The following is a 13,317-nucleotide window of genomic DNA, read 5'->3' on the forward strand; positions in this document are numbered from 1 at the left end:
GGACGGTATGCGCCCTGACTCTCTGCACGAAGCGGAGTCGCGGCATTCACTGACACCAGGCCACTTCCACGAACTCGCCGGCGGAGCCGGTGGGAGCGGAGCGCTCGAGGCGCTCGCCGGCGCCGAGTTCAGCCATCGCCTGCTGCTGTTCGACCTGCTGATGGACACCCTGACCCGGCTGGCCGGTGTGACGGCCCCCCTCCCCGAGCCCCAGGTCGCATGGAACCTGCTGGCGGCCGCCCAGCGGCACGCTCCCGGAACGGCCGTCGAAGACCTGCTCCTCCTGCCCGAAACGGGAATCTGGCTCAGCGGCCTGCTGACCCGGCTCCGGCGCCCCCACCGCGCGGACACCCCCCTGTGGGTGGACGCCGGCCATCTCCACACCCTGGCCGCGGTCGCCGCCATCCGCGCGGGGCTCTCCTTCTCGTTACCCGTCCCCGCGCGCCGGGGCGGTGTGTGGCTGCCCACCCTGGGCCTGGCGCGGCTCCCCACGGCACACCGGCGACCGGCGCTCTGGGACACGGCCGACGTCCGGTCGACCGGCGGGCGGCCCAGCGTCACCGGCCGCTACGGGCGGCTCCACCTGCCCGGCCCCCCGGAGCGGAACACACCGGGCTGGCTGCCGGTACGCCGTGTGTCCCTCGTCCCCGACCGGCCGCCGCGGGTCGTCCTCGACGACGTGGGACACCACCGGATCGCACCTCCGCCCCACGGGGCCGCCCGACGGCTCACACCGTCCGCGGCGGGCACCTGGAGCCGCCTGCTCCGCGAGGCGCACGCGCTGCTGGCGGACGTCGACCCCCCGTCCGCCGAAGCGGCCAGCGTGCTGATGCGCTCGCTCCAACCCATCGCCGCCCAGGAGCCGTTCCGGGTCCTCAGCGTCACCAGCGGACACGGCGTCGGCGGCATGGCGTCCTCGCTCCCCGGATCGGTGGCCCTGTGCGCGGCGACGCTCGTGCACGAACTCCAGCACAGCAAGCTCAGCGCGCTGATGCACCTGTGCCCCCTGTACGAACCGGGGGTCGCGGACCGGCTGTACTACGCGCCCTGGCGTGACGACCCCCGCCCTCTCGGTGGGATGCTCCAGGGGGCGTACGCCTTCATGGCCGTGGCCCGGTTCTGGCAGGCGTACGCCAACCGGCTCCCCGGGGGTACGCGGGAGGGCGCGGCACGCTTCGAAAGCGCCCTGTGGCTGGGACGGCTCGACCGGATCGTGGCGGAGCTGAGTCTCGATCCCGCTCTCACCGCGGCGGGCCGCAGCGCCCTGGAGACCCTCCTCGGTACCGTACGGCGACTGGGCGCGGCCCTCGGCGACGGCCCCGGGGAACGGCTCGCCCACCGCATGGCCGCCGACCACCGGGCGACCTGGCGCCTGGCCCACGTGCGGCCTCTGGACGGGGACGTCGAGGCCCTGGCGATCGCCTGGAGCGGTGACCGGAACCGCCCGCCCCGGCTGCCGACGCGCCGGGCGGCGTTACGGGATGCCGGTGCCCGGCACCTGGACGCCCGGGCCGTGCTCGTCCGGGTGGGGCTGGCCGATCCGGCGGCGCTCGACACGCTGCGCGACCGGTCCGGGGACTCCGTGCCCGGCGTCGCCGGCGCCGGCCGGGGCGATCTGCTGTGGGCGTGCGGGGACACCGCCGGTGCCCGGCGCCTCTACGCCCAGGACATCACCACCGGTGCCGCCGGGCCCCGGGCGTGGACCGGCCTTGGTCTGGCGCTCGCGGACACCGGCGCCGCGCCGGACGCGGTCGCCGCCCTGACCCGCGTACCGGAACTGGTCGCGGCCGTCCACGCCGCCGTGACGGACCGCTCCGGGCGGCCGCCCGACCCGGTCGCCCTGGCCCAGTGGCTGGGCCGGGGCACCGGCCGCGATCCGGATACGACCTAGATCGGCATCGGGTCGATGTCGCAGTTGGCCCGGCGCCAGGCCAGCATGTCCCCGCACGCCGGGTGGTTCTCGCTCAGCTTCGCCCGGATCCCGTCGATGGCCGCCCTGTGCAGCTCCTCCGCCTCCCCGGTGCGCCCCAGGGCCCGCAGGTCGGCGGCCGTGTTGCCGCGCAGGACCAGCACGGTCGGGTGGTCGTCGCCGAGCGTCGTCACCAGCGACGGCAACGTCCGCTGGTCGAGCGCGAGCGCGCCCGGGGCGTCGCCCATCGCGAACAGATCGTTGGCCAGGTTGATCGCGCAGATCAGGGTGTGCGGGTGCGCGTCCCCCAGCTTGTCCCGGAAGCGTGCCAGCGCCGCTTCGTTCAGCTTGCGGGCCTGGTCCGCCCGGTCCACCAGGCGCAGGGTGATCGCCTGGTTGGCGTCGGCGGCGGCGGTGTGCGGGTGGTCCTGGCCGAAGACGTCGGCGTACAGCGCCCGCACCCGCTCACCGAGCTTCAGGGCCTCCGGCAACGAGCCGTTCTGGCGCAGGTCGATGGAGAGGTTGAGCGACGCCTGGAGCGAGTCGGGGCTGCGCTCCCCGTACCGCTCGATCAGCGCGTCGCGCGCGTTGCGCGTGTTCGCCTCGGCGGCGGTGTGGTGGCCGGCCTTGCGCTGCGCCACACCCAGCCGGGCGATGGCGTTCAGCGTGTTGGGGTGCATGTCGCCGAAGGTGTCCCGGTGGATGTCGATGGCCTCCTCGTAGGCCTTCTCCGTCGCCGCGTACTCGCCGAGCTCCTGCTTGTCCAGGTGGAGGCAGGCCTCGGAGCTGAGGGTGGTGGGCGCGTCGGCACCGAAGAGCTGCACCTTGGTCCGCCAGCTCGCCCGGTCCAGTTCCAGCGCCCGCGCGTACAGGCCGTTGACGCGCAGGGTGACGCCCAGGTTGTGGGCGTGCAGCAGGGTCTCGGGGTCCTCGTCGCCGTAGGCCCGCACGGCCCGCTCGTAGACCTCCTCGTCGAACTCCAGCGCGCCCCGGAAGTCACCGCGCGCCCGGCGGTCGGTGGACACCTGGCCCTTGACGCGCAGGTACTCCTCCTCCAGGTCCGGACCGGCACCTTCCAGCGTGGCCAGCATGCGCTCGCCCAGTTCGGCTGCCTCCTTGTAGCGTCCGTCCCGCCACAGCACGAACCGCAGGTGGCGGCCGAGGACCAGGGTCTGCTGGTCGTCCTCGCCGAAGAGCCGGCACCACTCGCGGTAGGTCTCGCGCGCGAAGTCCAGCGCCGCCGCGTGGTCGCCCCAGTAGAAGAGGTACTCCGCCACGTTGTGCACCATCTGGCGCACGTTGCGGTGCGGCGAGAGCGCCGCCCCGGACGCGATCACGTGCGGGTAGAGCTCACCGAACCGCTGCCAGTTCTGCGGTGCGCGCGGGTCGCTCGGCGCGTTCGCCGCGAGGAGCAGGTGGGCGCCGTGGCGGAACCGGCGGCGCTGTTCCTCCGTCATGCGTGCTTCCAGCACGGCCTGCACCAGCCGGTGCATCTGGATCGAGTTCGTCCGGTGGTCGATCTTGGCCAGGGAGTACCGGCTGATCTCCCGGATGGCACGGCTGAGCCGGATGGGGTCGGTGAAGATCCGGTCCAGCTCGGGGGCGATCGGCTCGGACACGGAGTTGGAGAAGAACTGCCGGTTGACCGGCTCGGGGGCGAAGTAGGTGCACAGCTCCAGGAGCTGGATGGCACCGGCGTTCTTGCCCTCCACGTGGTCGAGGGACACGTTCCACGCGGTGGCGACGGTCTTCTCGTACTGGGTGGGCGGCGACACCGCCATCAGTTCGGCGGCCTTCTCCTCGAACACCCTCCGGTATTCGGCGGGCGGCATTCCCGTTTCGGCGCGCCACGCCGAGGCCTGCTCGACGGCGAGCGGCAGGTCGCCGAGGATTTCCGCGAGCATGTCCGCGTCCTCGTCGGACAGGTCGGGATTACGCCGCCGAAGTAGCTGAATGCTCTCTTCCCGCTCGAACACATCGACTTCCAGCGGATGGGCCAAGGTGTTCCACTGAGGGTTGCGCGATGTCACGATGACGGAGCCTACCGGGCCGCCCTCCGGAGTGCTCGGGAAGTATTCCTGCACGGCCGCCGGGCTTTCCGCGTTGTCGAACACCAGTAGCCAACTGTTGTACGGGTTGCCGGTGCGCAGTGCTTCCAGAACGGCGGGTACGGCGGTAATGGCCTCGGCGCTCACCGGGAGGTGGAGACGCCGGGCCAGTTCGACGAACGCCTGCTGGATCTGGGTGGTCCGTTCGGCGGGGATCCACCACACCACCTGGTATTCCGCCGCGTGCCGGTACACGTATTCCAGCGCGAGCTGCGACTTGCCGACCCCGCCCATTCCGTGCAGCGCGTGCGGGAGCACGGCGGTGGGGCCCCGGCGCAGGCCGTTCTCCAGTGCGACCAGCAGTTCCTCCCGGCCCGTGAACACGACGTTCCGGGGCGGCATGTTCCCCCAGACGGCGGGCATGGCGGGTCGTCCGCCCCCTCCGGCCGGAGGCTGCTGGGCCGGGGTTTGTGCCGGGGCGGGGACCGTGCTCACGAGGGGGCCTCCAGACGGGGGAACAGGATGGTCGCTGTCGACGGGGAGTCTTTCATCGGCGGGACCCGGCGAAACGCCGGTATGGCCGTTCGGAGGGGTGGTTCCGATGTGTTCGCCGAGCTTTTGCGCGCGGAGCCGGTGGGAACCGGAAATGGCCTGGAGGGCCGCGTGTTCGGCCTGCCGGAAGCGGAAGTTGTCGGCCGTCGCCTCGACCGACCGCAGGCTTTCCTCGCGGAACGCGGGCGCCGCCGGGTGCGACCCGCTCTCCAGGTATTCGAGGAGTTCCCGGGCCGCCTCGTTGTGCGGGGCGAGGAATTCGGCCGCTTTCTTCAGGGCGCTTTCCGTCGCCGATCTGCTGCCCGCCGCCAGGAGTTCTTCCCGTACGCCGTCGACGAACAGGTAGGAATTCCCGTCGCAGCCCGGCAGGGGTTCCACCAGCGGGCTGATGACGAGCTCCGCCAGATGGGCGTCCGTGGCGCGCGGCATGGTCTGCCGCCGCACCTCCCGCATGGTGGCCAGGTCGAGCTGGACGGCGGCCAGCCGGGTGGCGAGGTCGAACGCGTCGAGCGAGGCGCGGTTGCGGAAGCGGGCCACCAGTTCGGCCGCCGCCGGGCGGGGCGCGGGCGGCGCGGCGGGCGCCGGGGCGCGGTCGCCGGTGAGGAGGGCCGGCAGGTCGGCCCAGCGCGGGGTGGTGCCCGCGACGAAGCGGGCCCACGGGCCGAGCCACGCGGGGTTCAGCTCCAGCACCGGGACGGCCACGATCCGGCCCGGGGCGTCCGGCGGAGTCGAGGCCGCGAGCGGTTCGGCGGGCGTCCAGCGCACCTGTCCGGCCGCCGCCCCGGGCCCCTCGGCGCGCATCCGGACCCGCACCGGGAACAGACCGGTGCCGGACCACAGCCGCTGCGGCAGCATCTGCACCACGGCGACCGGCTGGTGCCTGCCCCACAGGGCCGCCAGCCGCTGGGCGGCACCGGACCGCCAGGCCGGCGCGGCCCCGTCCGTCAGCAGGAACACGATGCGCCGCCCGGCCGGGTCGACGAGTCCGCGCGGGGGCCGGGGGCGGCCCGCCCGGCCCGGGGCGCGCAGCACGGCCCGGTCGGCGCGGTCGGTGTCCAGGGTGAGGACGTCCACGTCGCGCAGCGCCCCGTACTCCTGGAGGGCGGAGCGGAACCGGTCGACGGCGGGGCGCCACAGGGCCATGTGCGGGGCGCTGTCGACGACCAGGACCGCGCTCCACCGCCGTTCCCGTTCGGGCGCCAGGACCGGTGGCAGGTGCGGGGCGAGGGCGATGCGCTCGGCGGTGGCCGCCTCGTCGAGGGTGTGGGCGTGGACGGAGTCGAGGTGGGCGCGCAGCGGGCGCAGCGCCCGGCCGAGTTCCCTGGGCCCGGGCGGGCGGCGGGTGAGCCCGGCGGGGACGGTGGCGGTGGCGGACGGGGGCCCGGCCGGGTCAGGGGGCGCGTCGTGCCGGGGCGCCGGCCGCCCGGGCGCGGGGCCGTCCCGTGCGGGGTCGTCAGGGGCCCGTGCGCCGGGGGCGGTCGCCCCGGTGCCGTGGGCGCCGGTGTCCCGGGCCTCGGGCGCGGGGCGGGGCGGGTCGCCGGCGGGGGGCCCGGCCGGCTCGGCGAGGGCGCCGGGGGCGGCCTCCCGGTGGGCCGCCGGGCCGTCGGCGGGTGGCCGCTCCGGGGCGTCGGTCTTCTCCTCGTCCGCGTGCTCCCGGCCGCCCGCCAGCCACGGGTGGGTGGCCGCCAGCCACACGGCGTCGGCGACCTCCCACGCGTACAGGCCGGTGACGGGCAGCACGCCGGGGCCCGGCAGGTCTGCCGGGCCGTCCCGCCGGTGCCGCCCGTCGGTGCCACGGGCGGCCGAGGTGTCGCCGGTCACGCCGTATCCGCCCCTTCACCACCCAGAGGGTGCCAAATGGCGGCGAGGACCGATTGCCACTCCCCGGCGTCGTTCCCGTCCTGCTGGTAGAGGCCCGAGGTCGCCAAATGGGCCGCGTTCAGCAATTGGTCGGCGGCCAGCCCGCCCACCCTGGTGCTGCGCCGGAGGAAATCCTGGATGAGCGCCTCCTGCGCGGGTCCGAGGCGGTCGCCGAAATGGCCCGAGACGAGTTCGCCCAGGGTCTCCGCGTCCGGGTCCGGAATGTCGAGCCGCAGACACCGGCGCATGAAGGCCTCGGGGAACTCCCGCTCGCCGTTCGAGGTCATGACGACGACGGGGAAGGTGTGTGCCCTGACCACTCCGTCCTCGATCACGGCGGTGCCGCCGGGATCAGCCGTATGGACGGTCGCCGTCGGTTCGGTCTGCTTCACCCGTACGAGTGGCGGCACGTCGAACCAGGCGTCCTCGAAGAGGGTGAGCAGGTCGTTCGGGAGGTCCGCGTCGCACTTGTCGATCTCGTCGATCAGGACCACGCGGGGCAGCCGGTACGGCAGCAGCGCGGTGCCCAGCGGGCCGAGCTGCACGTAGTTCCCGGTCCCCGGACGGGTGCCGTCGCCGGCGTCCCGGGCGGCCTGGGCGCGGCCGATCGCGTCGTACTCGTACAGCCCGGAGGCGAGGGTGGTGCGGCTGGTCACCGGCCAGTGCAGCACCCGCCCCAGCCGAAGCTCGCGCGCGATCCGGTACGCCAGGCCAGACTTGCCGACCCCGGGCCGTCCGCTGACCAGCAGCGGTCTGCGCAGCAGGAGGGCGGCGTTGACCAGCCGCACCTCCTCCGGGCGCGGGGTGCGGGGCCGGCCCGGCGGGCCGAGGCGCCGGTCGGCCTCGTCGTCCCCCGGCGGCGGGGGCATGGTGGCCGGGGCCCGGAAGTCCCGCCACGGCGGCCCCTCGGGCCAGGTCCGGTCCTCGTACGGTGTGTCCGGTAACAGCTCTCCGGTGCCCCGGTAGAGCGGCCCGCCCTGGTGCGCCGCGTTCACTCGGTCCCCCCTACAAAGGTGGCGGGAGCGCTCTGCCCGCCCTCGAGAAGAAGCTCGGGGTCGTCCCAGATCATGCTCATGGACCGGATCGCTTCGACGTCCCGGTCGGTCACGGCGCTCGCCCCGCCCGCTGCGGTGCCGGTGGCACGGACGGCGACATCGGACTTCCACTGTTGCGCACGCTCGGGGAGCCCTGCCAGTCCCTCATTGGCCAAGCTCTCTCTGATCATGCTGCGGAACACCTCCGACGCCGGGTCGTCGCGGTGATACACCACTATGGGTACCCCGAGGTCGAGGGCCAGACTCATCTCCCTCAAGCCCAGCTCCGTGTCCCGGTGGGGCGGCCGGCTGAGGACCATGCCCACCACGTCGTCGTCCCGCCCGATCTTGGCGTCCAGCAGGGCGAGGTGCTCGGTGTCGGTCAGCGTCTCCGGGTCGCACTCGTGCACCAGTCCGGGGCCCTCGCCCGTCCGCCAGTGCGCCCAGCGGGCCCGCCAGGCGTTGTGGAACGCGGGCCGCTGCACCCGCTCCAGGCTGTGCAGCAGGATCTCGCGGTAGCGGCTCAGCAGGGAGTTGGGGAACCCCAGGCCGGGGTCGCGGTCCCACCACTCCACGGGTTCGTTGAGGAGCTCCGCCGGGAGGAAGAGCTCCAGGGCGGCGTTCTCGGCGCGGGAGTGGCGTAGCTGCGTCATATGCGTGAGCAACTCTGCCACAGTGAACGGGAGTTGGGAGCGGGTCACGGACTCGCGGGGCTCGGTGTGCGGATCGCGGTGCAGGGCGTTCGAATCGGTGTACTTCACGCAGGCGGAGACGTGGTAGCGCTGGGCGCGGGCGGTGCGCCGGCGGCCGGCCCCGCCCTGGGGCGTGCGGTCGGGCTCCACCTTCACGTAGATCCTGATCAGGGGCCTGACCGGGGCGGTGGAGGCGGCCGCCGGGCTCGCGGCGGGGGCCCCGGCGGAGGCGCCGGCGGGCAGCAGGCCGGGGGGAGGGGCGGCGAGTGCGGTCCGCAGGGCCGTCAGCGGACCGGTCAGGTGCCACTGGCGTGCGAAGTGGTCGTTCCAGGCGCGTAATTCCCCGATTCCCGCCGCGACTTCCGGACACAGGGCGGCCGTGTGCTCCAGGAACGCCATCGCCGGCATCAGGGCGCCCGGCCGGCTGTTGCGGTCGGCGAGGTGGACGAACGCCTCCCACGGGGTGGTGCTGTGCTCCGGCAGCGGTACGAGCCCGTCCGTGGCCCGGTCCACCAGCAGCCCCAGCTCGGACACCGGGACCTCCAGCACCCGGCGCAGCGGCGCCCAGTCGGGGCCGGGGAAGGCGAGGCGGGCCTTCCACTCGGCCAGCAGCAGGAACAGGGCCGGCTCCAGGGCGGGGCTGACCAGGCAGGTGGCGGCGACGAGCCCGTCCATGCCGCCGTCGATGGTGGCGCAGTTGTGGACGACGCTGAGGAACTCCTGGCGCGGCACGCTGAAGCTGACGGCGGTCATCCCCGGGATGTGCTGGTGCACCATCTGGCGCCACAGGTCCCTGCTGCTGTCGTTGATCAGCCGGACGGCCGGATCCTCGAGCGCGTCGACGAACGCGCGCAGGATCCGTAGCTGTACGGCGTCGAACCCTCCCGTGGCGGCCACGCGCGTTCCCCCTCGCACCGTGCCGTGTGGTACCCCTGCGTACCGGATGGACCAGGTTAAGCGGTTTTCCGTTCACCCGGGAAGCGCTGTGGACAACACCTGGAAGAACCGTTCGTTGGCCCAGTAGGAGCTGTGGGCGGCCGACACCGGCTGGCCGTTGTCCACCTCCACGTCGGTGATCCGGGGGTCGTGGCCGAACGCCCCGGCGGCAAGGTAGGAGAGCAGGTCGCGGCGGTCGTAGACGTTGAGCCAGCGGGGGAAGGCCGTGGGCAGCCCGCTGCCGTAGGGGCGGGAGGGCAGCGCGTCCAGCTCGTACAGCAGGGGTGCCTGGGAGCCGGCCGTGACCAGCAGGTCCACCGAGACGCCGTCCGGCGGGTCGGTGAGCAGGTCCACGGCGATCACGCCGCCGAGGCTGTGACCGAGGACGACGACCGGACCGGGGCCGGGCAGCGCGCGGATCGTGTCGGCGACGTGGTCGCGCACCGCCCGGCCGCGCACGAGGTAGCTGACGATGTCGCCGAAGAAGCCCACCGAACGGCCGCTCAGGGCGGCCCGGCGGGAGACCAGCAGCCGGGAGCCGACCGACCGCTCGAAGAGCCGGGCGGAGAAGCCCAGCGCGGCCACCAGGGCGTCACCGAGGCCCTTGACGTCACCGCCCAGTTCGGCGGTGAGCGTGTCCACCAGGTCGTCCCGCGCCGCGACCGGCACCTCGCCCGCCGGGCGGCCGGCGCGGGCCAGCGCCCAGGCGGTCAGGGCGCGGGCGGTCAGCCGGGGCAGGGCGTCGCCCTCCGGCGCGGCCAGGGCGGCGGCGCGGCGCAGCGGTGGCGCGGCGAGCAGCGCGTCCACGGCCCCGGCGAGGGGTACGGACGGGACGGCGGCGTCCCAGGCGGTGCGGACCGCCGCCGAGCCGGCCAGCCGGCCGACCAGGTCCAGCAGCGCGTCGCCGGGCGCGACCGCCCCCGGCACGAAGGCGGGTGCCGGCGGGCGGGACGACCGCTCCGCCAGCGCGTAGGCCCCCAGCTCGGCGAACGGGTCGGCGTACAGCATCGCCCACCGCAGCCGGTCCTCGTCGTCCTCCCGGACGGCGACCCGCTCCGGCCCGGCGGTGCCCTCGTCGCCCTCCCGCGCCGCGCCCGCCTCCGGCCCGGCGGCGTCGGTGGCGTACCCGGGGATGGAGACGCCGCCGGCCCGCAGGTACGAGCCGAGCGCCGAGCCCCAGTCGCACGGCTCGACCCGCACGTCGGGCCGCACGCGCGCGAAGCCGGCGCGGACGGCCTCCAGGGCGGCGGTGTACGACGGCTCGCGGACCCCCGTACCGTGCACGAACAGGACCGTGACCATGTGACCCCCAAGTGGCGTGCCGGCGAACCCCGTTGGCCGAGTCTAGGGATCCGGGCGGTCAGCGGGTGGGCGTACGCGTGACCGTGCGGCCGAGGCCCGCCGCCGCCCGCGCGAACACGGCGGCGTCCAGGACGGCGGCGCCGCCCGGGTCGTTGTTGAAGTAGACGTACACGTCGTCCCCGTCCGCCCAGGCGCCGGCGATCCGGCCCGCCCAGGACGCGAGCGCCCGGCGCCCGTAGCGCGGCCAGGGCGCGGCGGCGCCCGCGTGGAACCGCACGTACCCCCAGGGCGCCGTGCGCCACAGCGGTGTCACCGGCCGGGAGTCCCGGTCGGTCCAGCACAGGGCGGCGCCGTACCGCTCCAGCACCGCCCGCAGATCCCGTTCCGCCTCCCACCAGGAGGGGTGGCGCAGCTCGACGGCCACCCGTACGCCACCGGGGAAGCGGCGCAGGCAGGCGTCGAGGGCCCCGGTGTCCTCGCGGAAGTTCGGCGGTAGCTGGACCAGGACGGGCCCCAGCCGGTCGCCGAGGCCCTCCGCCCGGTCCAGCAGCCGTGCCACCGGCTCCTCGGGGTCGCGCAGCCGCTTGATGTGGGTCAGATAGCGGCTGGCCTTGACCGCCATGACGAACCCCTCCGGGGTCCGGTCGTGCCAGGCGGTGAAGACCTCCCTGCTGGGCAGCCGGTAGAAGGCGTTGTTGTTCTCCACCGTCGCGAAGTGGCGGACGTACTCCTCCAGCCACAGCCGCTGCGGCAGCCCGGCCGGGTAGAGACCGCCGCGCCAGTCCGCGTACTGCCACCCCGAGGTTCCGACGAGCATGGGCACATCACCCATGCTCCCCTCTGGTCACCGCTTCCACCACGCGGCGGAGGCGTCCCGCAGGGTGTTCGTCCCGCAGTGCACCTCGCCCATGCCCAGGTGGTAGGTCTCCCAGTCGTCGATGTACGAGACCTTCATCCCGGCACGCGTGTAGGCGGCGGTCACGGCGGCGGTGAAGACGTCCTTGCCGCCGATGACCGGCCCCCACTGGCGCGGGGCCAGGTAGCGGTCGCCGCTCAGCAGGATGCCGTTGACGGCGCCGGGGACGTACGCGCTGGTCATGACGGTGCCGGGGCCGGCGGCCCGGCCGTCGCGGCGCTCCAGCCGCTTCTGCTGGCCGTACTCGGCGACCGCCTCGGGCACCTCGCCGGCGCCCAGCCGCGACAGGCGCGGCACGCGGTCACCGCGCTCGCCGACCTGCTCGGTGCCGCGCGTGTACAGCGCCGGCACGCGCACGACCTCGGCGTCCGTCACGCCGGTCTCGCGCTGGAGGACCGCCAGGTTGGCCTTGATCCGGGCGGCGGCCAGGGCGTTGTCGGCGACGAGCTCCTTGTTGGCGAGGGCCTGGTCGATGGTCTCCTTCGGGGCGAGGCGCTCCTCGGAGTCCGGCACCGAGAACATCCGGGTCTTGCCGTGTCCGGCCTTCTGCGCCTCGCGGAGCAGCTCCAGACCGGCCTCGGGGTCGGCGATGCCGATCTTCCAGCCGCGCGGGGTGCCCGGCGCCGGCAGGAACTGCACGAACTCGTCCACATGGCCCACGTGCAGCCAGGAGGTGTCCAGCAGCAGCGGGTTCTGGAGGCCCTGGGAGGCGAGCATGGTCCGCATCGCCAGGGCGGGCTTGGAGCCGTCGTCCTTGCGCTCGCCCATGATGATGCGCCCGGCCGGGTAGGACCGGCCCTGGTGGGTGTACGGGGGAATGGTCTCCAGGTTCCCCATCGAGTTCAGGGTCCACTCCTCCGAGTCGCGGACCCCGGAGACCTGGACGACGCCGACGCCGTTGCCGCGCACCTTCTCGAACAGCTCGCGGCCCGCCTCGCGGTCGGGCTGGGCCGAGCGCAGCATCACGCGTATGACCTGGCGGCGTCCGCCGGGGCCGGTCATGCTCACGTAGCCGGGCTCGACGAAGTCCTGCGCCCAGATGTCCTGGTACTTGTCGAGGGTGAGGAGCGGCTCGGTGATGCCGGCCGCCTTCACCTCCTTGGCCAGGCCGTTGACGAACGCCTGCTGGCGGCGGGCGTAGTAGTCCTTGCCGGGCACCTTGGTGACGAGGACCCGCTGGGCCTTCTGGAGGTGGTGGTGGGTCAGCAGCGGGGCGACGTGGAGGGTGATGTCGTCGGAGGTGGCCGCCGTGCCCGGGCCCGACACGGTGAGGCGGATGACGGCACGGCCGTCCCAGACCTTGGCGTCGCGGACGATGTCGGTGCTCTCCACGCCGAACTCGACCCCGGCGCGCAGCTCGGCCGCCGTCAGGCGCGTCTTGCCGGTGACGTGGGCCCAGCCGGTGGCGCGCTTGACGAAGACGCGCGTGTTCTTCCCGCCGGCCGGGACGCTCACCGAACCGGTGGCGGTGGCGGGCAGGTTCGTCATCGGTACGGCGCGGACGCGGGCCAGGTCGGCGAGGTCGGCGTTGCCGTTGACGATCGCGTCGGCGCCGTCGTTGCAGGCGGCGAGCGCGGCGTCGGACAGGGGCTTGCCGCCCTTGCCGGTGGTCGGGCAGCGCTTGGTGTCGTCGTCGATGTTGGGCAGGAACACCACGCCCCGCGCAGGCGTCCAGGTGTCCTCGCCGGTGGTGTCCGTCGTGCCGGTGAGGTCGACCCGCCCGTCGCGGTCGACGTCCGCGCGCAGGTCCACCGGCTTCACCGGGGGTGCCGGGGCGGCGATCGCCGGTGACACGGGTGCCAGGACGGCGCCGATCGCGATCAGGGCGAGGGCCGTTCGTCTCGGTGTGCTCGTAACCACCTTGCGTCCCTTCATGGGGGGTTGGTTGCCGAGCGGGAAGAGGGCGCGGGCGGGCGTCGCGTTGCCTGGCGGGCGGGGATTGGCGCAAAGGGCGGGCTACCGGCGGGGGTCGACGGCGACCGGCGGGACCGGGCGGGGACGGGCGGGACCGGGCGGGGACCGGCGGTGCGTGACCGACGATGCCGGTGTCACCGCCGCCCGTCCGCGC

General features: G+C 74.2%; 7 protein-coding genes. 1 reads left to right on the top strand and 6 read right to left on the bottom strand.

Annotation, left to right across the window (positions count from 1 at the left end):
- Positions 1 to 7: 7 nt before the first annotated feature.
- On the top strand, positions 8 to 1,891 hold the full coding sequence (locus ACZ7LK_RS24825) for an HEXXH motif domain-containing protein (protein ID WP_471143420.1): 1,884 nt from the start codon (positions 8 to 10) through the stop codon (positions 1,889 to 1,891).
- Here the strand turns inward: ACZ7LK_RS24825 and fxsT are convergent.
- The 6 genes from fxsT to ACZ7LK_RS24855 all read right to left on the bottom strand — a co-directional run bounded on the left by fxsT (position 1,888) and on the right by ACZ7LK_RS24855 (position 13,124).
- Positions 1,888 to 6,330 carry an FxSxx-COOH system tetratricopeptide repeat protein gene (gene fxsT, locus ACZ7LK_RS24830; protein ID WP_471143423.1) on the bottom strand — a complete coding sequence of 1,481 codons (4,443 nt, stop codon included), beginning with the start codon at positions 6,328 to 6,330 and terminating at the stop codon, positions 1,888 to 1,890. The two genes, ACZ7LK_RS24825 and fxsT, sit on opposite strands and share 4 nt — an antisense overlap.
- Positions 6,327 to 7,364 carry an AAA family ATPase gene (locus ACZ7LK_RS24835; protein WP_392275562.1) on the bottom strand — a complete coding sequence of 346 codons (1,038 nt, stop codon included), beginning with the start codon at positions 7,362 to 7,364 and terminating at the stop codon, positions 6,327 to 6,329. The genes fxsT and ACZ7LK_RS24835 overlap by 4 nt, the downstream gene beginning before the upstream one ends.
- On the bottom strand, positions 7,361 to 8,992 hold the full coding sequence (locus ACZ7LK_RS24840; RefSeq protein WP_471143425.1) for a VMAP-C domain-containing protein: 1,632 nt from the start codon (positions 8,990 to 8,992) through the stop codon (positions 7,361 to 7,363). The genes ACZ7LK_RS24835 and ACZ7LK_RS24840 overlap by 4 nt, the downstream gene beginning before the upstream one ends.
- 72 nt (positions 8,993 to 9,064) lie before the next feature.
- Entirely contained in the window at positions 9,065 to 10,333 is a 1,269-nt protein-coding gene (locus ACZ7LK_RS24845; protein WP_469464724.1) for a hypothetical protein, read from the bottom strand.
- A gap of 58 nt (positions 10,334 to 10,391) precedes the next feature.
- Entirely contained in the window at positions 10,392 to 11,156 is a 765-nt protein-coding gene (locus ACZ7LK_RS24850; RefSeq protein ID WP_471143673.1) for a DUF72 domain-containing protein, read from the bottom strand.
- A 21-nt stretch (positions 11,157 to 11,177) separates the two neighbouring features.
- Positions 11,178 to 13,124, bottom strand: coding sequence for a protein-arginine deiminase domain-containing protein (locus tag ACZ7LK_RS24855; protein WP_471143429.1), 1,947 nt, complete (start codon positions 13,122 to 13,124; stop codon positions 11,178 to 11,180).
- Positions 13,125 to 13,317 lie beyond the last annotated feature (193 nt).

The sequence above is a fragment of the Streptomyces sp. NPDC039423 genome (genome assembly GCF_055598725.1).